23 protein-coding genes and 1 tRNA gene are annotated in these 25,964 nt (G+C 36.6%); 2 read left to right on the top strand and 22 right to left on the bottom strand.

The genetic code is table 11. The features are described 5' to 3' along the window. Positions 1-107: 107 nt before the first annotated feature. The 9 genes from IGL28_RS03675 to IGL28_RS03635 all read right to left on the bottom strand — a co-directional run bounded on the left by IGL28_RS03675 (position 108) and on the right by IGL28_RS03635 (position 10,194). Positions 108-1,172 (bottom strand): M24 family metallopeptidase, encoded by a 1,065-nt coding sequence (locus tag IGL28_RS03675; RefSeq protein ID WP_010719797.1) that lies wholly within the window; start codon positions 1,170-1,172, stop codon positions 108-110. A gap of 189 nt (positions 1,173-1,361) precedes the next feature. Further along, positions 1,362-1,607: a GlsB/YeaQ/YmgE family stress response membrane protein gene (locus IGL28_RS03670; protein WP_438843894.1), complete on the bottom strand. Its 246-nt coding sequence runs from the start codon at positions 1,605-1,607 to the stop codon at positions 1,362-1,364. A gap of 172 nt (positions 1,608-1,779) precedes the next feature. Further along, a complete protein-coding gene (locus tag IGL28_RS03665; RefSeq protein WP_010719799.1) occupies positions 1,780-2,154 on the bottom strand; it encodes a DUF956 family protein in 375 nt (124 codons plus the stop codon). Positions 2,155-2,270: 116 nt separating this feature from the next. After that, positions 2,271-3,185, bottom strand: a complete 915-nt coding sequence (locus IGL28_RS03660; protein WP_010719800.1) for a PTS system mannose/fructose/sorbose family transporter subunit IID — start codon at positions 3,183-3,185, stop codon at positions 2,271-2,273. Positions 3,186-3,206: 21 nt separating this feature from the next. After that, a complete protein-coding gene (locus IGL28_RS03655) occupies positions 3,207-4,010 on the bottom strand; it encodes a PTS mannose/fructose/sorbose transporter subunit IIC (RefSeq protein WP_010719801.1) in 804 nt (267 codons plus the stop codon). Positions 4,011-4,042: 32 nt separating this feature from the next. Next, positions 4,043-5,032: a mannose/fructose/sorbose PTS transporter subunit IIA gene (locus tag IGL28_RS03650; RefSeq protein ID WP_010719802.1), complete on the bottom strand. Its 990-nt coding sequence runs from the start codon at positions 5,030-5,032 to the stop codon at positions 4,043-4,045. 98 nt (positions 5,033-5,130) lie between these two features. Further along, positions 5,131-5,622 carry a mannose/fructose/sorbose PTS transporter subunit IIB gene (locus IGL28_RS03645; RefSeq protein ID WP_010719803.1) on the bottom strand — a complete coding sequence of 164 codons (492 nt, stop codon included), beginning with the start codon at positions 5,620-5,622 and terminating at the stop codon, positions 5,131-5,133. A gap of 195 nt (positions 5,623-5,817) precedes the next feature. After that, on the bottom strand, positions 5,818-8,643 hold the full coding sequence (locus IGL28_RS03640; RefSeq protein ID WP_081128566.1) for a sigma 54-interacting transcriptional regulator: 2,826 nt from the start codon (positions 8,641-8,643) through the stop codon (positions 5,818-5,820). Positions 8,644-9,084: 441 nt separating this feature from the next. Next, the gene (locus IGL28_RS03635) at positions 9,085-10,194 is read right to left on the bottom strand and encodes an acyltransferase family protein (RefSeq protein ID WP_081128564.1); all 1,110 of its coding nucleotides are present in this window, start codon (positions 10,192-10,194) and stop codon (positions 9,085-9,087) included. 1,173 nt (positions 10,195-11,367) lie between these two features. On the opposite strand from IGL28_RS03635, the gene IGL28_RS03630 reads away from it, so the two are divergent. Continuing rightward, entirely contained in the window at positions 11,368-12,033 is a 666-nt protein-coding gene (locus IGL28_RS03630; protein WP_081128562.1) for a Panacea domain-containing protein, read from the top strand. Beyond that, entirely contained in the window at positions 12,033-12,377 is a 345-nt protein-coding gene (locus tag IGL28_RS03625) for a hypothetical protein (protein ID WP_081128560.1), read from the top strand. The genes IGL28_RS03630 and IGL28_RS03625 overlap by 1 nt, the downstream gene beginning before the upstream one ends. Positions 12,378-12,399: 22 nt before the next feature. Here IGL28_RS03625 and IGL28_RS03620 read toward each other — a convergent pair. The 13 genes from IGL28_RS03620 to IGL28_RS03560 all read right to left on the bottom strand — a co-directional run bounded on the left by IGL28_RS03620 (position 12,400) and on the right by IGL28_RS03560 (position 25,950). Then, positions 12,400-12,473 (bottom strand) — tRNA-Ile (locus IGL28_RS03620). A 257-nt stretch (positions 12,474-12,730) separates the two neighbouring features. Next, a complete protein-coding gene (locus tag IGL28_RS03615; protein WP_081128558.1) occupies positions 12,731-13,672 on the bottom strand; it encodes an Abi family protein in 942 nt (313 codons plus the stop codon). Between the two features lie 324 nt (positions 13,673-13,996). After that, the gene (locus tag IGL28_RS03610; RefSeq protein ID WP_081128556.1) at positions 13,997-15,262 is read right to left on the bottom strand and encodes a LysM peptidoglycan-binding domain-containing protein; all 1,266 of its coding nucleotides are present in this window, start codon (positions 15,260-15,262) and stop codon (positions 13,997-13,999) included. Between the two features lie 4 nt (positions 15,263-15,266). After that, on the bottom strand, positions 15,267-15,470 hold the full coding sequence (locus IGL28_RS03605) for a phage holin (protein ID WP_081128554.1): 204 nt from the start codon (positions 15,468-15,470) through the stop codon (positions 15,267-15,269). Next, positions 15,470-15,691 (bottom strand): hypothetical protein, encoded by a 222-nt coding sequence (locus tag IGL28_RS03600; RefSeq protein ID WP_368014375.1) that lies wholly within the window; start codon positions 15,689-15,691, stop codon positions 15,470-15,472. Before IGL28_RS03600 ends, IGL28_RS03605 begins: the two co-directional genes overlap by 1 nt. 47 nt (positions 15,692-15,738) lie before the next feature. Next, on the bottom strand, positions 15,739-15,867 hold the full coding sequence (locus tag IGL28_RS03595; protein ID WP_080292486.1) for an XkdX family protein: 129 nt from the start codon (positions 15,865-15,867) through the stop codon (positions 15,739-15,741). A gap of 1 nt (position 15,868) precedes the next feature. Further along, positions 15,869-16,318, bottom strand: a complete 450-nt coding sequence (locus IGL28_RS03590) for a hypothetical protein (protein WP_081204107.1) — start codon at positions 16,316-16,318, stop codon at positions 15,869-15,871. 11 nt (positions 16,319-16,329) lie between these two features. Next, positions 16,330-18,462 carry a BppU family phage baseplate upper protein gene (locus IGL28_RS03585; protein WP_438843893.1) on the bottom strand — a complete coding sequence of 711 codons (2,133 nt, stop codon included), beginning with the start codon at positions 18,460-18,462 and terminating at the stop codon, positions 16,330-16,332. Further along, positions 18,462-19,511, bottom strand: a complete 1,050-nt coding sequence (locus IGL28_RS03580) for a hypothetical protein (RefSeq protein WP_081129457.1) — start codon at positions 19,509-19,511, stop codon at positions 18,462-18,464. The genes IGL28_RS03585 and IGL28_RS03580 overlap by 1 nt, the downstream gene beginning before the upstream one ends. Then, a complete protein-coding gene (locus IGL28_RS03575; RefSeq protein WP_081129455.1) occupies positions 19,511-20,530 on the bottom strand; it encodes a phage tail protein in 1,020 nt (339 codons plus the stop codon). The genes IGL28_RS03580 and IGL28_RS03575 overlap by 1 nt, the downstream gene beginning before the upstream one ends. 8 nt (positions 20,531-20,538) lie before the next feature. Continuing rightward, on the bottom strand, positions 20,539-21,369 hold the full coding sequence (locus IGL28_RS03570) for a phage tail family protein (RefSeq protein WP_081129452.1): 831 nt from the start codon (positions 21,367-21,369) through the stop codon (positions 20,539-20,541). Positions 21,370-21,379: 10 nt separating this feature from the next. Continuing rightward, positions 21,380-25,759, bottom strand: coding sequence for a tape measure protein (locus IGL28_RS03565; RefSeq protein WP_081204110.1), 4,380 nt, complete (start codon positions 25,757-25,759; stop codon positions 21,380-21,382). Further along, positions 25,759-25,950 (bottom strand): hypothetical protein, encoded by a 192-nt coding sequence (locus IGL28_RS03560; protein WP_002339947.1) that lies wholly within the window; start codon positions 25,948-25,950, stop codon positions 25,759-25,761. The genes IGL28_RS03565 and IGL28_RS03560 overlap by 1 nt, the downstream gene beginning before the upstream one ends. Positions 25,951-25,964: the final 14 nt, after the last annotated feature.

The following is a 25,964-nucleotide window of genomic DNA, read 5'->3' as shown; positions in this document are numbered from 1 at the left end:
ACAAATTACGCTTTGTTTTCAAAGCTTGCTGTCTTCTATAGTGTATCATTAAATCAAGTGATTTTCTATAACAAAGTCTGAGTGAATGATGCTTTAGGCTACGCTCATCATAAAATAATCAACTCTTTTGGTGAATGCGTCAACACGCGATTTCCATCAGAAGTAATCAATAAATCATCTTCGATTCTAACGCCACCGATACCTGGTAAGTAAATGCCTGGTTCGTCGGTAATAATATTTCCTGGAACAAATTGTTTCTCAGCTCGAACTGAAACATTGGGTCCTTCATGGATCTCTAAGCCAATTCCATGTCCTGTGGAGTGTCCAAAAGCTTCGCCATAACCATGTTTCGTAATGTAATCTCTAGCTACAGCATCTAGTTGCTTACCGGTAACTCCTGGTTTAGCTACTTCCAGAACTGCTAGTTGGGCTTCAAGAACGATTTGATAAATTTCTTTTAATTGTTCTCCTGGGTCACCAATCGCAAATGTTCGTGTCATATCAGAAACATAACCTTCATAGTAGCATCCAAAATCTATTGTGATCAAATCGCCTTGTTCAATGATTTTTTTGCTAGCAACTCCATGCGGCATAGCTGAGCGTAAACCACTAGCAACGATTGTTTCAAAAGAAACACCTGACGCTCCAAGTGAACGCATATAAAAATCTAATTGGTTGGCAACTTCGATCTCTGTCATTCCCGGTTGAATCATCTTGAGAATATGGTCATATGCCAAATCTGCAATACTACAAGCTTTTTCAATAATCGCAATTTCTTCTTCGTCTTTGATTTCTCGAAGTTCTTCAATCATGCCCGAAATAGGAATCAGTTGCGCATCAATGATCTCTTCTAATACCGAATATTCTAAGAAGGAAACAGTTGTTTCTTCAAAACCAAGTTCACGTAGTCCTTCTTTTTGAACTAAGTCAGCTACTTCTTCAAAAATCGGTCCTACATTTTTGATGATCTCAAATCCTTGAGCTTGAGCTGCTGCTTGCTCGGTATAACGAAAGTCAGTAATAAAAAAGGCTTTTTCCAATGTGATGACCGCTAAGCCTGTCGTACCAGTAAAATTAGTCAAATAACGAAGATTATAAGGACTAGTGATCAAAAATGAATCTAAATTTTCTTCTTGCATCTTTTTACGCAATTTTTCTACTCGTAGCATCATAAATGAAATTCCTTCTTTCTTTGCTCTCTTTTTTCTATTATAGCAAATTTTCTTTCTGACACAGCAGATAAAACAAATTTTCTTAATAAACTTAGTAAAACAAAAATAGTTAAGACAAATCAGTTTCAGATCTGCCTTAACTATTTACTTCTATCTGCAAAACTATTGGCTAAGCGTTAATCTATTTGATTATGATCGTTTCCCAAAAAAGAATGAAACAACTGCCACTAAAATAACTGCGCCTAAAATTGATGGAATAAGTGCCATACCAGCTGCATGTGGTCCCCAGTTACCAAAAATTGCTTGACCGATACTTGAACCAATCAATCCAGCAATGATATTTGTGATACAACCCATAGAATTTCCTTTACTGGCAATTGCTCCAGCAATGGCTCCGATGACTGCACCAACGATTAAAGTCCATATCCAACCCATACTAATAACCTCCTTCTTTACAGTTTCATTCTAGCATAGGAAAATTATTAGGAGCAAATGATTGAACCAGCGTTGAAGCTGACCTAGATAATGACACCGCACACAAAAGAAAAAGCGAAACACAAAACAAAACACGAATGACATGCTGCGAAGAGCATCCATTCGTGTTTTTCTACTTGCGTTTGAAGATACTTTTGACACCACGTTTCACTACATCAAAAAAGCTCAAGGATTGAACCATACGACTAGGATCTACGTATTTTCTGATAGCGCGAAGTACTTTTTTGGGTTCTTTAGAAGAAAATGTATATGTACCATTTTTCTTTGTTTGAATGGCATAGCGCGGAATCCATTTTCCTTTGAACATAACGGATGCGATGACGTAATCAATCTCTTCCCAAGGGATTTGAACAAATTTCCGAGTGTCTCTTGCATGATAAAATTCGAATCCTCGGTCTCCAATCATGATTTTCCCATAATCAGTCAAACCAGTAAACGCAGTGGCATCAATTACCAAATCAACTTTTGTATTGATTGATTGAACCATTTAATCACTCCTATTATTTTATCTATCTAGTATACTATCGTTTCAATGTTGAAATCTCAAGCAGCATCTACTTTTTGATAAAAAAAGCTCGGGGCTACGCCCGAGCTAGATTCTTATTATAAAAGACCAACAACATGGCCAACTACACCGACAACGAATAGACCTAAGATAATGACAATTGGAGAAACTTTTTTCTTCAATAACCACATGCATAGTAATGTCAATGCTAAAGCAGCTAACCCTGGGATCAATTGATCTAAGTTATCTTGTAAAGTTGTTACTTTTTCAGGACTAAGTGCTAGACCACTGTTTACTTGTTCAAAAGCACTCTTGATTCCTTCGCCACCAGCAGGTAATTTATCCCACTCAACGTAAGCACCTTTATCTAACTTAACAGTTGATACAACTGGCAAGAATTTAATCGATACCCACCGCTGTACTAAGGCGGCTAATACGAACATCCCTAAGATAGATGCACCTTTTGTTACGTCTTGCAATAATCCACCAGATAAATCATCTGTGATTTTAGAACCAGCTTTGTAACCAAATTCTTGTGTATACCACATGAATGACCAACGAATAATGTTCCAACCTAAGAAGAAGATGATTGGTCCAAGAATATTACCACCCATTGCTAGAGAAGCACCAAGAGCTCCTAACATCGGACGAACAGTAAACCAGAATACTGGGTCACCAACACCAGCAAGAGGTCCCATCATACCAACTTTAACCCCTTGGATCGCTACATCGTCAACTGGAGCGCCATTTGCGCGTTCTTCTTCTAATGCTAGCGTAACACCCAAGATAGGTGAAGCAATATATGGATGTGTGTTGAAAAATTCTAAGTGACGTTTAAGAGCTGCTGTGCGCTCTTCTTTCGTTTTGTATAATTTTTTGATTGCTGGGATCATTGAGAAAGCCCAACCACCATTTTGCATACGTTCATAGTTCCATGAACCTTGAATGAAGGTAGAACGCCATGCAACAGCTAAACGGTCTCTTTTAGATAAAGTAATTTTTTCTTCTGCCATTTTTATTTTCCTCCTTCAAGATTAATAGTCATTCAAAATGTCGCCTAGAGGGTCACCTGAGTTGCTTCCTCCGCCACCATTTGAAGAGCCTCCCATTTTAGAAAGGTTCAAGTAGATAAGAGCTAAAGCAACACCTAAAGCACCTAGGGCAATCAATGTTAATTGAGTAATTGCAGCTACAACAAAACCGATAACGAAGAATGGCCATACTTCTTTAGTTGCCATCATGTTGATTACTAATGCGTAACCTACAGCAACAACCATTCCCCCACCAATAGCCATACCGTCTGTTAACCATGCAGGCATTGATTCTAAGAAAGATTGAACAGTTTGAGCTGGGATGAATAATAATGCTCCAGCAGGAATTGCAATACGGATACCTTGTAAACATACTGCAATGATGTGCCACATTTCAACTTTGCGGATGTTACCTTCTTCAGCAGCAGCATCCATCAAGTGAACGATAGGAACAGCGATTGTACGTACGATCATTGTTAAGAACAAACCAGCAACAGCAAGTGGTACTGCGATAGCAATAGCTGATGGAACGCCACGAACACCTTGACCACCTAATACTAAAATAATTGCAGATGCAACTGATGCCAATGCAGCATCTGGTGCTACAGCAGCTCCGATATTTGCCCAGCCAAGAGCGATCATTTGAAGAGTACCACCTAATACGATACCTGCTTCAAGGTTACCTGTTACTAAACCTATTAATGTACATGCCACTAGAGGTTGATGAAATTGGAATTCATCCAGAATCCCTTCCATCCCTGCTAGAAAGGCAACGAATACGACTAAAATCATTGAAATAATAGACATGATAAGCCTCCTATAAATATTAGTTTTTTGAATTATGCTTTAGATAATTCAGACTTAGCTTTTTTAAGAATTTCGTCCATATTGTCGCGAGAGTCATTTGGTACTTTACGTACATCAAATTTAACTCCTTTGCTTTCTAGTTTTTCAAATGCCTCTACGTCTTCAGGGCCCATTGATAAAACTTTACTTACGACAACTTTCCCAACTGAGTGGGCCATTGAACCTACGTTTAATTCTTGGATGTCAACGCCGCCTTCAACAGCTGTCAACACGTCTTCAGGATTTTCAAACAATAGCAAAGCTTTTGTATTCCCAAATCTTGGATCCTTAGCAACTTCGATCATTTTAGAAATTGGGATAACGTTTGCTTTAACCCCTGGAGGAGCAGCTTGTTCGATCAATTTCTTACGTAAATCATCTTTTGATACAGCATCTGAAACAACGATGATCCGATTTGGTTGAACAGCTTTTGTCCATGCAGTAGCAACTTGACCATGTAATAAACGTGAGTCAACACGTGCTAAAACATATTTAATCTTACCGTCGCCAACTACTGTTCCTTCAGGTAACGCACCTTTAGGTTGTCCATCAGAAACTTCTGCTTTTGGTGCTTCTTGTGGTTCAAGCTCTTCTGGCTTCACTTTCACACCATCTTTTGCTGTTTCAATGATATGTGCTGCAATTTCTTGAGCAGATTCCATTGAAAAACGTGACGCATAAGCTTCGATCAACATAGGCAAGTTCAAACCACTAACAATTGCCCATTTGTCTTTGTGTTCTTCAAACAATGTGTTTGATTGATTGAACGGTGTTCCGCCCCATAAATCAACTAAGAACAATACTTCGTCTTGATTATCAAAAGAAGCAACAGCCTCTTCTAATTTGGCTCTCAAGTCATCTGGACCTTCGCTTGGTTTTAAAATGACTGCTTTGACGTTTTCTTGTTCGCCAAAAATCATTGAACCTGATTGCAAGATACCTTCAGCAAATTGTCCATGACTTGCAAGGATAATCCCTACCATATTTATACCTCCTACTTCTTTTTGTTGTAACAAATCAAATATTAAAATAATTGCTAACCATTACAACAGATGAATTTGACCATTTTCCAACAACAATATTATGCCTTTTTGGCTTTTGCTAGTAATTCCATCAAAAGGATCTTTCTATCTGCGGGTACTTTGCGAATTTCTAATTCTACACCTTGCTGATTCAAGAATTGGAACGATGCAATATCTTTATGGTCGACTGACACAAAATTTGTAATCATCGTCTTCCCCTCAGAAAAACTCATCCCACCGATATTCAATGAATCCAGCTGTACACCACTTAAGACAATTTTCTCAACGTCTTGAGGATTAGTGAATAAAAGCATCACTTTCGTCGTTGCTAGTAAACCGCTTTGATAAACTTGAATCATTTTTTTCACCGTGATCACATTTGCGATGATCCCCGGTGGAGCAGCTTCTTTTAAAAGAAACTTTCTCAATTTATCTTGGGCTACTAGATCACTAATAACAATGATGCGTTCCACGCCGGTCAATTTTGACCAGACCGTTGCAACTTGTCCATGGATCAAACGATCATCTATACGCGCTAACCGAATATCCATCAGCAAATCTCCTTTTGTTAAACTACTTCACAGAAACCCCTCTCATTTTCTGTGTGTATAACCATCTATTGGCACATTTATATAAAAGCAAGAACCGTGCCAACTTTTTATCAATACACTAAAGGGTTTTAAGGCGTTTCGAAGCAATACACAAAAAAGATACACTAATAACAGTGTATCTTTTTTGTGTATTTTTCATTTAGTGTATTCATTTTTTGCCAATTCATTACGAATCAGCTTGAATGAATAATAAACTTCAGATGAAGGTGTTTCAAATCTGATGGTCTTTTCCAACGGGGATAACAATTGTTGGATAGACGAAAACAATGGATCTTCCATCGCTTTTTCCAGTTCGTCTGATTCAACATTCAATGGCTCGTTTAATAAAATCCGTTCAATCATCCCCACTGTGTGTAAAACTAAATTGATTTTAAAACTATATCCATGATTCTCAATCGATAGCTTCTCAGACACTTGATCACTAAAATTCCATAAAGGATCAATCAATTTGGTTCCATTGATAAATGTAAAATTTTGTTCAATAAATTTCACACAAGTCTGTTTTGCAGTTTCTTCACTCAATGGCACTTCTTCTGTTTCATCTAATTCTGCCTCAAGTAATAATTGATCTAAAATCAACTCGATATTTTGATCGATAAACCGCTCCAATGGAATAAATGGCGCAGCAATCTGCGGATCTGTAATTCCAGTAGTCGCAATAATTTGGTAATTTTCGATTAATTTAGGCAATTCATTTTCCAATTCTAAAACAGAGAGTGCCAAAACAGTCAACTCGACATCTTGCCGTTTACTTACAGAACGTTCGATCAATTCTTTGATTCGTTGTGCGGTTCCTTCACCAGATGCACAAATAGCTAAGATGGCTTTTTTTCTGAGTGCGGTCGGTTCAGGTGTTTTTTCCATCGAAATTTCTGCATAACCACGGAAATTTTTCAAGGAATCGTATAACATATCTAAATCCGTACCTAACACAGAAACTTTGCGAACCGTCTCTAATACCAAAGAGGTCGTCACCATGTCAACTGTCCGCACAGGAATTCCTGTATCTCGCTGAATCTGAGAATTAAATGAAGCAAGCGAACCCATATCCACTAATAAGATCGTTCCACTGCCTTCATCCACCTCTTGTACCATTCGTTCGATCCGACTAAGCGCCGTTTTAGGATCCATATCCAATGGCATATCGACCGCTCGTACATTGTCTGCATCTAATAATTGTTGGACCACTTGAACCATGCTGCTTGCTGTACTATTACCATGTGCTGCCACGACTACCCCAATACGACCGCTTGCTTGATTTGCCCTTAGCGACACAAGCAAGACAGTGAGATAGTAATCTTCGCTATCTGGAATCGTTACTTGGAAATACTCCTCAATATACTTTCTAACTTCTTTCGCTACTTCATATTCCACTGGAAAATCAATTGCCATTTCACGTATATTATCATTCGTATGGCGCTCTTCACCGATATTGATTCTTTTTAAAAAAGAACTGATATGCAGACTCATTGCGTAGATAAAATTTTGCTGAAACTCATATGGCAAGGCATTTTTTACCATTATATATATTTGATTGGTGACTTCGATGATTTTAGGATCAACAAACTCAGCTAGTTTATTATCGGCATTGAATGAGAATCCATGATCCTTGTAAAAAGATTTCAAATGGATGTTGATATCCGTTGAAATAAAATGATTGATGGCTTCTTGATCTAATCCGTCAGACTTTAATAGCGCTGCTTTGTCCCCAATAATGTCATAAAGATTATAGGGTAGTTCATAAGAATCAGATTGAATCTTCATGATTGTGTCGTTAGGATACACCGTAATTTTGGGCTCCAATAGCTTCGATAGTTCGGACATCGCTACTCGATTACTTGCTAATTGGATCAATCCACTTCTAATCCCTTCCGTCAAATCATCGATCGTAATCGAGATTTCAGGAGAATTGATATGATTTAAAAAACCACGAGCGCAAATCAATTGGATATTCGATTTCAACTGACCGATGTTCCCATAGGTTACACTACCGATCAACGCTTTAACAACATCTTCAGTTAGCGAAATTTGCCGCTGGATACGGTTGGCTTCATGGGCGATCATAATTTTAACCAGGTCGATTTTTTCATTTGCAGGGCGTTTTTCAAAAGATGGCAACTTGATATTGATCGGTATTCTTCGAACAAAGGTCTCTAATAGAGAAGAACCAGGATCCTCAGTTGTTGCACCCACGATCCGAACATTTGCTTCATGAGATTTTGTTGTTTCTCCTAATCGACTATAGGTACCATGATCCATGAAGTAAAAGATCATTTCTTGCCCTTCAGGTGGTAACCGGTGAATTTCATCTAGGAACAACATTCCTCCATCTGCTTGGTCAATGATTCCGGTTTTTTCCTCTTCTGCTCCAGTAAAAGCACCTTTGACATATCCAAACAAGTGACTCATCAATAATTCCGGGTTATTAGCGTAGTCGGCACAGTTAAAGACGATCAACTCGTTGTCTTCACTAATGACGTGATTGGCTTTGGCAAAATGAAACATCGCATGTGCAAAGTAGGTTTTCCCCGATCCAGTTGGTCCAGTGATCAAACAATTCAGACCTCTCGGCGGATATAAAATGGCGGCTTTCGCTTGCTCAACCGAGTTTTTCATACTCCCATTTGCGCCAATGATCTTAGCAAAAATATCTTTCGTATCAATCTGAATCCTTGCTTTTTCTACTGGTACTCTTTCTTCTTTATAGCTTATGACATGTTTGGCGGTCGGTTGTTCATAGGCAACATTTTTTTGATATATGTAACGTACAGGTCGTCCATCGGTTTTCAACAATTTTCCTTCACGTACCAACTGATTCAAATCTTTACTACTATTGGTCCGTTGGATTCCTAAAACCTCAGCTATCTCTTTCGTTGTGACCCCCTGATCATATTCAATCGGTTTTAGATGAGCCGTTTTTTCTTTGACATACGTATAAATTCGATCAATGCGCTTCGCCATTTGGTTTCGCCCCTTTTTCATTAACTGGCTTCAAAACATAATACTATAAATTTAATTCCATTTCGTCAACTATTTACAGTAAATATCTCTTATTAAAAGAAGTATTGACTGGATCAGCTACTCTTTGTCTCATTAGAATTATCCAAAAACGTCCCCTTCAACTTAAAGCTTTTCTTTAAAATGATCGGATCGAAGTGCTTGCGCCGATAAACCATTTTATCTATTGTAATGAAACACAGACAAAAAAGCTCTCCTCTTAATCAACAAGAGAGAACTTTTTTCATTGAGTTTAGTTCATTGTTTATTCAATTTATTCTGTTTATTGAGTGCTCGGATAAACAATCACTTCCAATTCAATATTTTCTAGTGAACTTTTATTAACTCCGATCGTATAACCTAAACACTTGTCTTCTATAATAATACGCTCATCATACCATCTAATTATTCTTCATTTTTACTATCAAGTATGGTCAAAGTACGGTCATAAAAAAAGCTTTTAAAATACCCATTTCCTTTTACCAAATTATCTGTTTTTTCAGGAACATTAAAATAGAGAATTTTGTTTAACGGCTTATGGACCCACTTCATTCTGCACAAAAAGAAAATACATATAGTTACTATTAGAATCGTAATACTCTGCGGTACACCAAAACTTTTAATAAACAAATCCAAATGAAGTTTATCATTCACTATTCTGACGATAGGTATATGCAACATATATATGATTAAGGATAATTCTCCAAAACTCGTAATAAACAGTCGTTTATTACTTATCAAAGCAACCAAACTACTGATTATAAGGAAGACTGCAATATAGTAAATAAATCGGAAAAAACCACCATAAAGACCTACTAATTCGCTTACATTCGCATAAGCATTTCTACCGGTCAAAAATCCCATCGTCAGCGAGGTGCCATATAACTTAAAATAAACGACAAAAAAACTTCCTGACAAAAGGAACAACGCGCACAACTTGATCTTAAAATTGTTTAGATAATTTGACATTTTTTGATAATCAATTAAGTATCCAGCATAAAAAAATGGAAAGAAAGTTAAGATTCTTGAAGAACATAGAAAATCTCCCAAATTTGCATCATATCCTGCCAAACAACCAATTACAACAGCTATGCCTAGCACCCAGTATTTGTCATATCCATCAATAACCATGCTGATTAATTGAAAAGCAAAAATAGCAAAACAATACCACGGCAGTCCGCTTTCTGTTAAAAAGGAAAAGCTTAAAGAACCTGAAGAGAGAAAAGTGCTAATCAAAAATATAATTTTTAAAATGAAAAACCATTTGAGATATCTAAAACTTTTACGGAAATCTTTGTTACGAATTGTATTCTTGCTGAATAGACCAGAAACAAAGATGAATGCTGGCATATGAAACATATATATCCAATAGTTAATTTTCATTAACAAGTCGCTCTTTTGATTCGCCCGATCAATTAAATGACCTACTACAACCAGGAAAATTAATAAAGCCTTTAAATTGTCCCATTTATACAAACGCTTTGAAACGTTATTTAAATTCATTTTTTCATTCATCACTCCTTTTTAAATCCCAGTATACAATACAACATTCACAAATAGTAGTGATTTTTTCCACTCATATATTGTTATACTTCAAACGAGAAACGTTTTTTATTTTTTTCAAACCGATCATTTAGAATGACGTTCGTTTTTAATATGTAATTTCCATTTTAACTAATGATAAGCACAGAATTTTGAATAAAAAAGTAAAGAATGGTATTGATTTTTATATTTAAGCACCTTTTTTGTCAACCGTTTTCATTAAAAGTCATAAAAAAAGCTCTATCCTTTACGTAATAAGGGATAGAGCAAACTGTTCATTAAGCTTCTTGAGCTACTGGATAAACAGACACTTCTAGTTTTGCATTTCTTGACTAATTCTAGTTAACTCTAATTGCTTTAATATCAACGTTTATAAAGTTTTTCAGTTACTAATATTTTCTATATTTTTCTAAAAAGTATGGTCAAAGTATGGTCATTTTTCATTACGTTTGACACATTTTATTTAACAAGTATAATAATAATTGAAAGTGAATTTAAACAAATATACACCATAAACACAACGTACCTGCGAATACGTTGTGTTTTTTCTTTTTCAAAAAAAAGACGCTTACCGCTGCGAAACAGTAAGCGCCATGTCGGCTCTAATGTTTATCTAGCCAATGACTAAATAATGCCAAAGTTAAACCAATTAACAATGGCAAGAGTACGTGCTCTAAAGTGAATTCAAACAAATTATACACCTTCTTCCACAAAAATCTCTGTGGAAGCGACGAGCCGACATTTTATTATAACATAAAAAAAGAAACGCCCGAAGGTGCTTCGCTGTTTAGAGTTGTAAAATTTGTAAAAATCAACATTAAACAAGACTACTCTTTCGAGTAGCCTTGAACGGATGTCATCATAAATGGAAACGGGTGTGATTGTGCAATATGATGACATCGTTATTCTACCACAATTAAAATTATTGTTTTCTTATTTTTTTCACATAAGTGTAAAAATAGAAAAGACCACCCGAAGATGGGTGATACGGTTGGTATGTGTTGGTTTATGAAGAAATTTAGTATTTATATATAAATTAATTTTATCTTTTGTCAAGCATTTTATATTTACCAGTCAAATTTATTTTGATAAACTATGTATATCTAAAATCTGTTCAGAATACACTAATAAAAGGAGGAAGTCGAGTTGCGTAATGTCAAAGAATATGCAAAATTCTTTTTGCAAAAGGGACTAATTGATACTCCTAATACTTTTGATGGCAACATGAAATTACAAAAACTATTATTTTTTGCAAATTTGATTAACTATTCTAAGCATGAAGATTTACTATTTAAAGAAGACATGCTTGCCTTTGAAAATGGTACAGTAATAGAAGAAGTTAGGCAAAAATACAAGAACGATTACTATTCTTTTATGGAAGAAGCAAAACAATTTCAAGCAAATTTTTCTGAAAAGGAATATGAAGTACTTAATGATACAATCAAAATTTTTGGAAGATTGTCAGCAAAAGATTTATCTAATCTAAATCATGAATTTGATTTTTGGAATATTCGGTTTGAAAATTCAACTTTGTCTACTGGTTACCATGATAAAAAACTAGCTAAGATAACAAAAAATGATATTTCTAAAGAAATCTATAAAATAACTGAAATGTTAAATACATACAATCAAAATTTTATAGATTCTGACGAAACGTTTGAAATTATCAATGGCATAACATTTTATTATAACCCTAATAAAGTTGATTTTGAACAACTGTTACCTCAGTTAGAAATTTTTTCTACTTTATCAGAAAATGATGATGATACTTATTCTGTATATTTAGAAGACGGAGATTTAGTAATCGTATAATGGTTGCAGTTGGTGAAGCATATCTCGGTAAAATTAGTTTTGTTGACGGAGCTAAACCACTATATTCAAGGCCCTATCTAGTAGTAGAAATACTGCCTGATGGAGTTAATGTACTAAATATTTCATCATCTAAAGGTAAAGAACAAAAACTTTTATATAATTCGAATTACGAGTTAAAACAATATAAACCTCCATTTGTAAAACCTAGTTTTGCAAAATTAGATTCAAAAAAATTTATTTCTTTTGAAGAATTACAAACACTAAAGTTACTGCACAATGGTCACAAGTTAAATTCTTCAGACTTAAATAACATATTACAAAAAATAAGAAGCTTTTCTTCGTAAAGAAAAGCTTCTTATTTCTTTATGTACCCTGTAGGACTCGAACCTACGACCGGACGGTTATGAGCCGTCTGCTCTGATCAACTGAGCTAAGGGTACAGGTTATTACCAACAATGTGTTTACTAAAAAGGGGGGAACATTGTTGGCAACCAACCTATTATCGCATAGCTCGAAATATGATTAGTTATGAGTGAGAGTAAAACTATGCGATAACATCACTATTTTATCGAATAATTTTTATAGTTGTCAATACGGTTATATACTACTCCTCAACGAGGAGCTTGTTGAATATCCCTTCAACTAAATAAACTTAATGCTCACATCATTGACTACACTTTCATTATTTGTTTAGAAATCATTTTTCTTTTTTAAAAACTTTTTTTGAAGCCTCTATACTAGAAAAACCTAATAAATTTGCATTTTTTTCTTTACCTGCACATATTGTTTTTATGTTATTTTTAAGATTTTTCCACTTATAATGTTCATTTATTTGAGAAACCAGGTGATAAACAATTAATAATACTATTGCTAATCTATTAGACTGCCTTTTTTCCCCATGTTTATCCTTCAACATAAAAAGAATATTGTCCCATTCTGACTTTTGTATAGGGGTTGTTTTAAGCTTTAAATCAATTATATTTGAATTATGGGCACAAATATTTCTAACAAAATGCAAACATTTCATCCATGAAATAAGTTCGTTTGCTTCACAGGAATAACAAGCGGCGATTTTTTTAAGATTTTTGTTACTCATTATTTCTAACATTCTAATTAGATCTCCAAACATCAATAAGTCTAGTGCTAGCCATATAATAGGAAAACCATCTTTATTTTTATTTCTATTTGTTAAATCTGCAGAGCGAGCATGACGCATAACTTTTAGCAAGTTTTTTTTAAAGTTATATTGTCTCTCTTCAATTTCAAATCTACTAAATTTTGCTCTATTGGTCCAAGATGAAAAGTTTAAATAACCATACGCTCCTAAAGATTCTCCTAAAACTTGCGCTATTTTAGTCTTCAAAGATATCTCTACTTTTTCAATTGCATGCAATAGATTAATTCTTAAATTTTTATCTTGGTAATATCTAGTTAATACTTCTTTAAAAGATATCCCAGTATAATCAACCAGTATTACTCCATTTTCTTTTCGTGTTTTTGATAAAGGTCTAGCAAATTCTTTTAATCTGTAATAATTTATATGTTCAAGTTTTTTTATATCATGTTCTTTTACTTCCATACCTCTTGCAGCAAACAATTCTAACTGCTCTTTGCAGCTCAAGTATAGTGGTTCATCCATCCCTTTTCCTCCAAAAAAAAAGAGCCTCCATGTCAGAGCGTATCTGTCCTTTCGGAAATGGAGGCATTGTCATCTATTGACTAAAATATATCATGAAGAAAATAAAACGTCAATTGCGAAGATTTAATAATAAATCATTTAAAACATACTTAATACACAACATATAGTGTGTATCATGTATGTTATTGGCTGTAGTAAAACATAATGTGCTATATATAGTGTTTTTTGTCTTACTAATAAAAATTTAGTGATAAAAAATAACTTAAATATGAGATATTTATTAAGAATAAATTATATGTACTGCTCCTCAACGAGGAGCTTTTTTTAATATGAAAGTGTCTGACCTGGATAAATCAAATTAGGATTGGATAATCCATTTCGCTGTGCCAACGCTTGATACGTGGTACCTAACCTAGATGCGATTGATGATAAATTATCGCCTGATCGAACAGTGTATGTTCTAGTAGTACTTACTTTTTCGTTTACTTTTAGAACTTGTCCAGCATAAATCATGTTAGGATTGCTCAATCCATTTAGTGATGCTAAAGTTTGATATGTGGTTCTACATTTTGTAGCGATTGAAGATAAAGTTTCGCCATATTGAACAACATGAGTTTGAACAGCTGATGGTTGTTCTGCAACTGTCGTAGAATCTGGTAAAAGTTCTACATTAGATTTGTCGATCCAAGATAAAATATTTGCAAGTAAAACTTTATTGCCATTTACTTGTTGGACCTTGTAGCTTTCACCTTTTACCCATTGTGGGATAGTCTCACCAGTCGCCCACTGATTAGCCGAGAAATTCACTTTAACAGTGTCGCCAGTTTTAATCTCTGATTTTGGTTTTTCACTCGTTTCTTCGCCTGCATTAATTGCTGGTGTATCTGTTTGTGGTTTATCTGAATTAGTATAACCATTATCAGTGATTCCTGTTAAATCGACATTCCCATCCAATCCCCCTGCAATATAAGTAGATGTAAACTGCCAAATGGCAACCCCATCCATACTTGGAAAATAGTTATACAACGGTTCTGGAGTTACATTATAGCTAGGATACCCGGCAATCCATAAAGAGTTAGAAAACTCTTTGATGATTCGTTGATAATCAACGTATTGCAACGTAAAAGGCTTATAGCTGTAATACATTGGTGTATATCCTGCTTGTTTGATACGGCGCATACCATACAAAATCGTTTCTGTATTTGCATTTCTATCAGAACTAGCGCCGTGTTCAAAATCTAAAGCTACAATCGAACCTTTCGGTGTTTGAATCTTAGGCAAGAAATAATCCATTGTATGTTTAGCGATATCCATGTTTCCATAGGTGTCATACCAGATATAGGTATGCGCTCGTTTGCCTTGAGCAATAGCACTTGCTACTTGTGTTTTGTACGTGGACTGCTCGTAAATGCCATTAGCATTATACCCGCCAATTTGAGCAATCGCAAATTTATCATGAGCATAACCAAAACGCCCTTGATCTCCTTGATAAATCGCCCAATCCACACCCTGATCGCCTTTGGCGGCAAAAACATTTATAGGCAACAAAAAAAGAGCTACGAGAGCTCCTGCTAAAATTTTCTTTTTCATTCGTTTACTCCTTATCTTTTAAATTGTACGCTGATACCCCTGTAATTACTCCTAAAAATGTCGCTATAGCATTGATAGTCAGTACTGTCATATCAGTTTCATTCCATCCATATGCTTTGCCTAATGTGGCTACTAATGCAGATAAAGCTGGCAATACTATAAGCACTGTCCATTTAATAATTTGATAATATTTATCGGGTAAAATCATTACTTCTCGCCTCCTTTCATTTCCTGAATATCGTGTTCTGCTTCATTCATCCGTCCTTCTAATAGAAAAGTACGTTCAACAATATGGTTATGCTTTTCAACTTTTTTCTCCAATTGTTCAATTCGATAAATGGTCAGTTTATTTGAAAAAACAATGCCTGCAAACGTACCAACTAACGTTCCTGCAATACTTAAAGCAGAAATAACCGCATCAATACTCATAGTTCACCAACTTTCCAACAAAAAAAGCACACTCCACGGAGCATGCCTTAACTTTCTTTATTAATAATTTTATCTGCTTCTTCCTCTGTAATGCACAACGGAACAAATTGTCGAACTTGATCTGCAGTAAAGCAATTCCAGTCATACATCATTTTGATATCTTCATAGGAATACATATTATTCTCCCCCTTCATTTTTCGATGATTGAAGTTGATCTTTCAATAAATCGATTTCTTTACTGTTTTGAATAGTTGTAAGCATCATTTTTGAATTGATTTGTGCTAAACTATCCGCTTTTTCTTTCAATGCAGTATTTTCCTGTTTAATTGTTACATCGTTTAGCATGAGCTCGGCATTTAGCTGTTTTAGATTGCCGTTCTCGTGTTCCAGTGCCTCGTACATCGCTTTGAGATTGTTTAAATCGTTGTGATCTAGTGCGTTCGCTAACACAATCCATTGATTCAATTTAGGATCAAACATCTGATCAGCAATCGTTAGCGGTTCGCCATCAGCACGTACCCCTTCAAGTGGTGGCTGATCTGTGTAAGGAACGGATACAAGCATGTCGTCCAACACTTTTCCTGCGTACTCTCCGCCAGTACGTCCGTATTTCCAAATGTTTTTCATTTATTTCACTCCTAGTCTATATAGTATTGAATTGGTGCTAAAAACAAGTTGACTGTTCCCCTAAATGAAGGTAGACCGCAAACGCCGTTCGTTCGGATATAAGCCATCCCGCCATTGTCTAAAGTATTACTACTTTGTGGTGGTAACAAGAATTGATACTCATAATTATCAGTTGGATTACTTGGTCTAAATCCTTCTGGAATCGTACAAAAATCTTGTGTACTTAGCGTGCTACCTTTTAATGATCCACGAAACATTACTAGTTTTCCAATTCTCCTGATTTGTCCCTGTTTATTCCAAGAGTGGCCATTGATCGCTGTTAGATTTACCCATCCGGTATCTTCTGGAACTATAGCAACTTCTTTACCTGCAATCTGCAACCCATCCTCAAAGTTTTTTAAACCTTCAACTGACTGTGGTTCGGTTAGACTAACCGTATTATTCAAGCCTTTTTCAGTATATTCAGGAGTGATATCCCAGCTGTAGTCATTCGGATTGTTACTGTCTTTCAAGCCTTCACCGAAGTATTTAAACTGACTAATATTCGGGGTTCGGGTGTCGCCTTTTTCAAATTTAAGCCAGTCTATTTGACACGAGCCAACACTAGTGTTTGGAAGTTGAAATACATCTAAAACATCAGTTACGCCACCATCCATGTGGGCTTGTGTTATTTTAAATGTAAGTTGCCAAACATCAGTTAAACCTTCTACAGGTTTCATATTACCAACACCCATTGTTCCGGCATTTACATAAACGCCAAACTGTTGAGATGCTGGTTTGGTTGCCTTCATAGTAATTGTATAGGTTTGGTTTGCTTGATATTTTTCAGTATTCTTACCTCGATATATATTATACGCACTAGTTTTAATTGGAAATTTAACTGTTGGGTCAGCAATATTCTCACCCAAAGCCACCTTACTCAAATAATGCGGTGCATCGAGTAGATTTGGCTGATATGGTGTGGCTGTTGAACCCCTTTCTAGCTTAATTTCATAGCTTAGCTCTATTTCGCCAGACAAACCTTCTTCTACTAAAACTTGGAAATAGTAGCTATTCGGTTTAGCTAATGCACCTGTAGTAAAAGTTTTTGTGTAAGTTGTAAACTCTTCAGTTAAGCTAGTACTATCCAGGATTAATTCTCCAAGATTAGTTGTGGTAGTATTTTGATTTAATCTATACCGTAAAATTATACGCTTACCACTTTGTGGTACAAAATTTGAAGATTTACGTAGAACATAAGTTATTGTGTAGGTGGTGTTTGAAAGTACAGGTGTCAAATAATAGGTACTATTTTTGTATCCTGCCATAACATATAAATTACTCCCAGAGGTCTTATTTATTTTTAAAAATTTAACACCATCACTTATAGTTCCGTCACCTAATTGAACAGCAAAATCAGAAAAAGAGAGGTTATTCATTAAATTAGCATTCCCACTATAATCATAGTCCCCAAACTCTAAGTTGTTGCTGTACATCTTCTTCAACTTGCCAAGATCACCAATTTGCTTATTGGTTTGATCAATACGATCATTTGCTTTATCAATATTAGTATTGAGAGTTGCGACATCTTGATTGGCTTTCGTGATTTTGTTGTTTGTTTCTTTCAGTTTCCCGTCAATCTGCGTTTCAGATTCCGCAATTTTCTGTTCAATCTCTTGCTTCCCATCAGCTAGAATTTTTTCGATTTTGTCAATGGTCTGACTGAAACCATTGAAATAATAATCTTCTAGTTCTGGCGTACTATCATCGATTGGACTGCGTTTGATGTCAAAAGTAAAACGACCAGCTGTATCTAACGAGCGGTCGTCTGGGAAATCAATATATACGCTACCTTCTACTTTTCCGACATATCCTAAAATATTATCTTCTAATACGATAGAAACAATGCCATTCACACGATCTTCAATGGTGGCAAGATAGTCATGTTTTCCATATCCATCTTCTGCTGTTGCAGACTTAAATATCAGACGAATAGGAACCGTAGTTCCTTCTGGTAGGCTCTGAGGAATTCCATTTTTTCTTACTAACTTCATTCGAAGTTTGGCTGTTCCTCGATCATGCGACCAAAAAACAACGTTTGTATAAATTGGTTGCGTAGTTTCCGCTTGAATGGAAATGATTGAATTGTTAGCTTTATACACCATTAACCCAACACCGTTCCTTTCTTAATGTATAGACCACAACCAGTAACTTTCGTTCGCGTATCAGCAAAGCTAGTGGGCGGCTCGCGGCGTATCAAGCCATCGTCAGATTGCGCACCAACTACATTCTGTGAGCCGGCAATATCACTGATAAGAATCGTTCCCATGAATTTTGCTCTGATAGCAATGTTTTGTTTATAAAAATACGTTCCATTGTAAACATGACACTGTGAAGTGCCATTTATACATATCCCCATTGATGCAGTATTTCGATTATCATTTGCAAATTTACATTTCACAACTGACATATAACCGCTTTGATCAGCTAACAACTGATAGATACTATCTCCGTATTCAGGACCATTAACAGTATCAACAAATTGTAATCCGCTAACCTGAATATAGCCACGGATATAATAAAATGCGATACTTCTAACCTTAACTGGCAAATCTGAGGTTGAAACATCAATGTTATCTATGCTGTCTCTACATCGTACATATACTGATGTCACGTTAACATTTTTAAGAACAGCATCTTCCAAATATATACCGGAATCAATCCATATTGTGACTGATGGGATGGTGATCAAAGGTACTTGGTTGAAAGCCATTTGAATAGTCGCAAACGGATTCTCTTCTGAGCCATCTCCAGTTTGATCGTTTCCTTTATCTGCAGAAACATAAATATTTATTTGTGCGGCTGATCCACCAATAATCTGTTCAATACTATCATTTAACTGTCCTACTTGACTTTGAGTATTTTGTTGTTTACTCTGCACTTCGTCAATCTCTTTCCTAAACAGTCGTTCAGATGCAAGTAATCGGTCTTGAAGAACATTATATGATTGGCCCTTATAATCTACTCGCCCATCCACTACTTCGTTAGGAGAATCACCGCCTGAATGAAGCACGAGATTATCAATACGACTATTCGTTGATTTGTCTTGATCAGACAATTTCTTCTCAAGATCATTGAGGTAGTCAATGTTTTTATTAAATTTCTCTTTCCATTCCGTAGAGATACGGTTACTGATTAATTTTAGTAACCCCATCAAACCACTCCTTTCTTCGTCATTTCAGCAAGTATCGCTGTCATTGTTTTCTTTGTGTTACTCAATGTAATCTCTGGCGGCTTATTTTCCAACGCTGGATAAGTTTTCAAACCCACCACCTGAATATAGGTATTGACACCTAACGGCTCATAGACAAACGCCACGTAATCACCCTTATTAGGCTCTACACGCCATTTCATAGTAACTGTGCCAGTGATTGTTGGATAGTCTTGCAAGTCTGTCTTTAATCGCTCGAGCATGTTCCCTGAAACGGTGTAACGATCATCACTGACTGGACTTTGAACACGTATACCCCATTTTTCCGACTGCTTACTTGTATATGTGATTGGCGTGAAGTAGTAAGTGTCGTCTTCTTTTTTCTTGCCAAATCCTTTTATCTGTGTTTTCAAATTCAAAGTATCAATATCAAATTTCACGGAATCGGTATTGTATTTGTAGCGTATTTGTTCTTCGGTTTTTTTACCATATTCTGAACGAGGGAAGAAAGTAAGGTTTTTATTGTCCGGAATCACTATCGCATCATAGTCTTTCAAAATTTCTTCAACCAGTTTCAAATAGTTCCCATTCCCGAAGTTTTCTTGTTCAACTGGCAAAAACTTCTTGTTCGGATCTACAACATTCCATGTAAATCCACGGTTATCAGGTTCGAAAACATGCGCTAGCAGTTGGTTGATAGAGCGTGTCCCTGTGATTATGTCGTACTGAAAGCCATCTTGCATGGTGTAGTAAATGTGCGTGGCTGTAACTGTTTTTGCGATTGCTGCCCCTTCGGCAGAAACGCCCATTTGTTTCACGATAAACTCTTGTCCATTGAAAAATACTGAATTTTCGTAATCGACTAAATCAAAAGCCAATTCATTGAATTTTGTTTTGACAATAGTGAACGAAATTTCCCACGTTTCGTTCTCTTGCCAATTTTCAATAAATGTACTTTTATCATAGTCAGTCAATATTTCTTTTTTTGTTTTCTCGTAGTCTTGAATAAAAATATCTTTCAAATTCCCACCTACTTATACAAAAAATTGAAGTCCCATTTTGACTCCACTCTAGTAACATTTTGTATTTCAATTTCATTCGTTCCAACCGCTAACGTTATCAAACCTAAATTCGTGTCAATTCCGCAATTTACACCGTTCAACTTCGGATAAACACGGTCTAAAGTCAAAGTTTGGCCTAGCAACGTAGAAAACTTGGGATAGTAGATGAATCGTTCCCCTGTCGTTTTGTTGAAAATAGTCACGTTGCCTTCTGATTCACCTTCCAAAGTGATTTTTAGAGCATGTTCACGTGGATCAATAGCAAAATCGCCAGCATTATAAATGGTAAAATTACTGGTTCGGTGCGTATACTTATAATCTTCCGCAACTAGACCTTGTGAAATTTGCCATTCATCAGACAGCGAAAAATCCGATAACGTGGAAACCATCGATTCGGAACAACCTCTAAAAACAGTGAAAGTCGCCTTGTAAGTTGCATATCTTAGACCAACTTCATTCACTTCTACTGAGTTAGGACGGACAAAATATTTTTTGCCAGGTTCTCTATCTGTAAAAACGTAATATCCTTCGTCATCGAATAGAAACGCATATAATTCAGTTTCTTTTAGTTGATAGTCATACATATTTTTGAATTCAGCATAAAATTCCACTTCGATAGTGAACGATTTAAAACTTTTTTCGACTTCTCTCGAACCGTTTGACCCTGAAAATTCTTGGTATTCTACATTTAATTGTGGAGCTTTTCGTGCAAAAGAAATACACTCTATGCCCAATTTTTCTTTTAGAGATACTATCTCTTGATTTTTTATGAAGCGAAAATCGATTAAATAGCCATTCACTTTATCCCTCCTAACCTGTTGTATATAGCGAACGTTTCAACTGATTACCTAAGTATCCGTTTGTATTGTCTGCAATTGCTTTACCATCAAGTTTGACACTTGTGTCTTTTGCTAAAAGTTTAGATAGCAAGTTATTCTGCTGAATCATCAGTGAAACTAATGTTTCTAACGTTCCGCTCGAATCGCTACTATTATTTACACTTTTTGGTTTTACTCCTAACTTATCTTGAGCAATCGCAAGCAACTGCATCGCTCTTGATCGTTTAGCCTTATCTAACGGAATAATAATTTCTGGCTTGTTTCCTTCTGCGATTTCCGCAATTTGATGTTGGTTTACAATTCCACCGTTTGCGTAACCAACTCCACGATAGGAATTTGTTAGTGAGCCATATCTTGATAGTGCGTATCTGATTGAAGCTAAGATGTTAGATAGTGGGTCAAAAATATTGCTGTTGAATCCTGGCATTGCATACTGTCTGAATGTTGGGTCAATCACTTGGAGCAACCCTTTTGATGGTGTTCCATTTTTGGCGTTAATATCCCAATTGTTAACTGCATTAGGATTACCATTTGACTCTGTACGCATTTGATTTAGTAATGCATTTAAGTTTGCAGTACTGTATTGACCGGTCATTTTCAACGCTCTAATTGCTACATTGCGCCATCTTTCTACCCCACTGCCTCCCACGCTATCTCCTGAAATTTGAGTGTTTTGTGGGTCTTTCACACCGTTTAAATGCACATGATCATAGTGATCTCCATCGGGCCATGGCTCCCATGCACCCGTTGCTGGTTGACCTGATTGTCCTGAACGGTCACGAACCTTGCCATTTGTGATAACATAGCCGATTTTGTTTGCAAACTTCTCAAATGCGTAATTGGCTGCTTCTGTGTATCTAGGGGAACCATTCACGACTCCCGGTAGCGCAATATCAATTGCGTTGTGCTTTCCGTGCGAGTATGGATCGCCCTCTCGATAACCTGAGGTTACTTGAAAGCCTGGGAATTTCTTCATTACTGCAACTGCAACGTCCGCTAAGTATTTGTAAACCCCTTGCATGCCCATTGAAGTGTCTAAACTGCCGCTGCTGAATAGTTCTGTGATTTTGTTCGTCAATGCTTCGGTAGCCTTGCTTAGAATACCTTTACCAACGTCTAAAGGATATTTGACAAGCCCTTCCAGTACGCCAAGACCATTTAATACTTTCCTAGCCAACGCTCCCGGGTCTGTTACAAAATCCCATACATCGCCGACTACATCTTTCAGCTTGTTTCCAACATCTCCAGCAAATCCTTTGACGTTGTTCCATAGATTTCCGAAAAAGCCTGTACCTTTGGCGTATCTATATCTTGGTGCTTTGTTTCCAGTCATATAAGCTGTTTCTTCAGCTGTTAGAACGTGTGTGCCTTTTGGTGCATTCAACACTACATTTCGCCCTCGTGGGATAAATGCTTGTCCGTTAGGTGTGATTACCGCTTCAGCACCTCTACCGTCATTTACCATCATAGGCCCGCCCGGATGACCTCCGTTTGGTGTTCCTTTTGCGTATTGTGGTACGTCCCATTCTTGGAGAGGTTCTGCACCCAGTTTTTCAAGAACCCATGAAGCTCCATGGATGATTGCGTTAACTGGGTTACCTATCGCTTTAAGTGCTGCGTTGAAAATACTTTTGAACGCATTAACAATGGCGTTTTTACCGCCAATAATGGCATTCTTCATCTTCGTCGGTAGTTCTGAAAACCAATTGAATACTGTATCAATACCGCTACGGAAGTTGTCTTTGATACCGTTCCACAGGTTACCGATTGCATCAGAAACATTGTTCTTCAATTCAATTGCTTTGTTGAAAATGTTTTTTACCCAGCCAACTACCTTATTCCACGTGTCTCCAACGCCATTGCTGAAGAAGTTTTTCACGCTGTTCCACATGTTTTGGATGAAATTTCCAAACGTGGTTTTCAGGTTGCCAACTTTGCCCAACAAATTAACTACCCAATTGACTAGCTTATCCCAAGTTTTGGAAATACCTTCAGTAAAGAAAGTTTTAGTGCTTTCCCATAGCCCTTTTATTGAGCCTGAAAAACCAGTCCACAAACCTTTTACTCCTTCTAAAATCCGTTTGAAGAATAGTATTTGAATCCAGTTCCATACTGCTTGGATAGAACCCCAAAACAATTGTTTTATTCCTTCCCACATCTTAGAAAAATCGCCTGTAAATAAACCAGTGAAGATTTTGATAGCACCTTGAATGACGTTCATAATCCCTTCGACTAAACCTATTATGTTGTCAATGAACCCCATGACTAAATCCATAACGATTTTTACAACGGGCTGTATAAACGTAAAAAAGTTCTTGATTGCTTCAATAATTTGTTTACCATTTTCATTCCAAAATGTGGTCATTGATTTTCCAATTTTAGAAAAAGCTCCGCCTATCTTTTCTATAATGGGCATTATATATGGCAACAAAGTATCGAAAATTCCTTTTGCAAATTGCCATGCAACTTCTATGCCGTTTTTAATGCTTGACATAGCACCATCAAAGTATGTTTTGAGATTGTCGAAAACATCCTTTATCTTAGAAATTGTTTCTGGAGAAAATCCTAATTTAGCTAGAACATCTTCCATGTCTGCGTTACCTTTGAATACGTCAAACAATGTCTTAACCGCATTCTTTATTTTTTCTATGGTATCTTGTGCGAAAGTAACCATTTCTGGTGGGAAAATTTTAGTTAGAATGTCAAAGCCTTGCTTTGCTTGATCTCCATCTAACGTTCCAAACAGTGTCCCAAAAGCAAGTGTTGCTATGTCAGCCCCTTTTTTCAACATGTCAAATACAGGTTGAGCGACGTTTTTTATGCTTTCCATTGCTGGCTTGATTTTGGTTGTTAAGTCGTCAATTCCTTTGCCTATATCACTGATCAAAGAAGTGATATTGCCTTTGCCGAAAGCATTAATTATTTCATTAATCATATTTACGGCGCTGGCTTGCAGATTTCCAACCGCCCCCTCAATCGTAGCTGTGGAACCTGCTGCCTTTTTAGCTACATCAGTCATACCTAATTGCATGAATGCTTCATTCAATTCTTCGGCAGAGATTTCTCCGTTTGCCATAGCCTCGCGGAAGTCTCCGTCAGTATAAGCGCCCATTTCTTTCAATGCTTGTTGAATTTTCCCTGAAGCGCCCGGAATGGCATCCGCAATCTGATTAAAGTTTTCAGTTGTTAATTTGCCAGCACCGACAGTTTGTGTCATTGCCATTGCTACCGATTTGAACGTATCTGCGTTACCACCTGAAACGGCATTGATATTACCGATTGCCTGCGTTAGACCATCAAAGTCTTTCACACCGTTGGCTGCCAACTGTGCGGTCGTATTCATTACATCGCCTAGTTCATAAACCGTTTGGTCGGCGTAATCTTTCATCACTGTTTTGGATTCTTCAATTTTTGAATTATCTATACCAGCAAATTGCATTGTTTGAACAAACTTGTCCATTGAATCGGAAGCCTCTACTGCTTCATCTTTCAACCCCATGAAACTGTTAACAACACCGCTAACTGCTTGTGAAGCTAATCCAGCAACTGCACCAAACGAAAATGCGCTTTTTAGCGAGCTTAATTTGTCTTTTAGTCCGTCCAGTTTCCTAGCTGACCTTGTGGACTTGTCGCCAAAATCTTCTATTTCTTTTCCTGATTGATCGCTGGATCTTTCGAGTTTTTCTAATTGTCTACTGGATATTTGGCTTTGTCGTTCTAACTTTTCTAGTGCCCTTTTTGCATCTTCGGTTTCATTTGCTGAATCGCCAAACTCATCAGCCATCAGTTTCACAACTTTGCGCTGTTCTTCGATAGCTTTCTCGGATAATTCCGTTTGTTTGGCTAGCCCTTTTTGTTTTGCTTCAAACGCACCAGATTCATCACCAGCGGCTTTCAACGCTTTGACTTCGGCGTTCATTTGCCGTTCATTTTCTTTGATTTCATCAGATAAATCATTGACGGCTGTTTTGGAATACACCAATTCTTTTTTTGTGTCATTCAACTGGCGACTGTAAGCATTATATTTTGCGGTAGCATTGTTTATCTGTGTGTTAAGGTTAGCAACTTGTTTCGATTCCTCGCCATACTTGCTAATCGCTTCATCACGGCGCTTTGTTAATTCTCTTACTTTGGCGTTTTGCCCTTCCATAACCGTAGACAAGTCTTTCGTCTTTTGACTAAGTGCTTCGTATGAACGTCCTGCTGAATCATAAGCCTTTAGATTGGCACGCATATTCGACTCAGCTTGTTTGACTTTCGCATTGATTTCGTCCAGCGTGTTACCAAAATTAGTGCTATCTAAACTAATCCCTAGCTTGATATTTCCTGCCGGTTGTCCTTTTCCTGCCATTATTTACCTCCTTCCTCAAGTTTTACCAAGTCTTCAGCCGATAAAAATTGTTTGATGAAATCAGCACCATCTACATATTCTTCGCCACTCTCCACTTCTCCAAAAAGGTGTAACAAATAATGATAGTCGGCTTCGTCCACATCTCTCATCGTCCAACCTGATTCGATTAAATCTTTGTAGATTTGATCCATTGCTTTCCTAGCTT

This window comes from Enterococcus sp. AZ077, assembly GCF_051714965.1.
Taxonomy (GTDB): Bacteria; Bacillota; Bacilli; order Lactobacillales; family Enterococcaceae; genus Enterococcus_B; species Enterococcus_B hirae.
The sequence above is the reverse complement of the archived record's forward strand: the minus strand, read 5'-3'. Positions and strand labels throughout refer to the sequence as shown.

Excerpts from the sequence above, each read along its gene's own strand:
- IGL28_RS03675 (WP_010719797.1), bottom strand. The coding sequence starts at position 1,172 with ATGATGCTACGAGTAGAAAAATTGCGTAAAAAGATGCAAGAAGAAAAT.
- IGL28_RS03670 (WP_438843894.1), bottom strand. The coding sequence starts at position 1,607 with ATGGGTTGGATATGGACTTTAATCGTTGGTGCAGTCATCGGAGCCATT.
- IGL28_RS03665 (WP_010719799.1), bottom strand. The coding sequence starts at position 2,154 with ATGGTTCAATCAATCAATACAAAAGTTGATTTGGTAATTGATGCCACT.
- IGL28_RS03660 (WP_010719800.1), bottom strand. The coding sequence starts at position 3,185 with ATGGCAGAAGAAAAAATTACTTTATCTAAAAGAGACCGTTTAGCTGTT.
- IGL28_RS03655 (WP_010719801.1), bottom strand. The coding sequence starts at position 4,010 with ATGTCTATTATTTCAATGATTTTAGTCGTATTCGTTGCCTTTCTAGCA.
- IGL28_RS03650 (WP_010719802.1), bottom strand. The coding sequence starts at position 5,032 with ATGGTAGGGATTATCCTTGCAAGTCATGGACAATTTGCTGAAGGTATC.
- IGL28_RS03645 (WP_010719803.1), bottom strand. The coding sequence starts at position 5,622 with ATGGATATTCGGTTAGCGCGTATAGATGATCGTTTGATCCATGGACAA.
- IGL28_RS03640 (WP_081128566.1), bottom strand. The coding sequence starts at position 8,643 with ATGGCGAAGCGCATTGATCGAATTTATACGTATGTCAAAGAAAAAACG.
- IGL28_RS03635 (WP_081128564.1), bottom strand. The coding sequence starts at position 10,194 with ATGAATGAAAAAATGAATTTAAATAACGTTTCAAAGCGTTTGTATAAA.
- IGL28_RS03625 (WP_081128560.1), top strand. The coding sequence starts at position 12,033 with ATGGTTGCAGTTGGTGAAGCATATCTCGGTAAAATTAGTTTTGTTGAC.
- IGL28_RS03615 (WP_081128558.1), bottom strand. The coding sequence starts at position 13,672 with ATGGATGAACCACTATACTTGAGCTGCAAAGAGCAGTTAGAATTGTTT.
- IGL28_RS03610 (WP_081128556.1), bottom strand. The coding sequence starts at position 15,262 with ATGAAAAAGAAAATTTTAGCAGGAGCTCTCGTAGCTCTTTTTTTGTTG.
- IGL28_RS03605 (WP_081128554.1), bottom strand. The coding sequence starts at position 15,470 with ATGATTTTACCCGATAAATATTATCAAATTATTAAATGGACAGTGCTT.
- IGL28_RS03600 (WP_368014375.1), bottom strand. The coding sequence starts at position 15,691 with ATGAGTATTGATGCGGTTATTTCTGCTTTAAGTATTGCAGGAACGTTA.
- IGL28_RS03595 (WP_080292486.1), bottom strand. The coding sequence starts at position 15,867 with ATGTATTCCTATGAAGATATCAAAATGATGTATGACTGGAATTGCTTT.
- IGL28_RS03590 (WP_081204107.1), bottom strand. The coding sequence starts at position 16,318 with ATGAAAAACATTTGGAAATACGGACGTACTGGCGGAGAGTACGCAGGA.
- IGL28_RS03585 (WP_438843893.1), bottom strand. The coding sequence starts at position 18,462 with ATGGTGTATAAAGCTAACAATTCAATCATTTCCATTCAAGCGGAAACT.
- IGL28_RS03580 (WP_081129457.1), bottom strand. The coding sequence starts at position 19,511 with ATGGGGTTACTAAAATTAATCAGTAACCGTATCTCTACGGAATGGAAA.
- IGL28_RS03565 (WP_081204110.1), bottom strand. The coding sequence starts at position 25,759 with ATGGCAGGAAAAGGACAACCGGCAGGAAATATCAAGCTAGGGATTAGT.
- IGL28_RS03560 (WP_002339947.1), bottom strand. The coding sequence starts at position 25,950 with ATGGATCAAATCTACAAAGATTTAATCGAATCAGGTTGGACGATGAGA.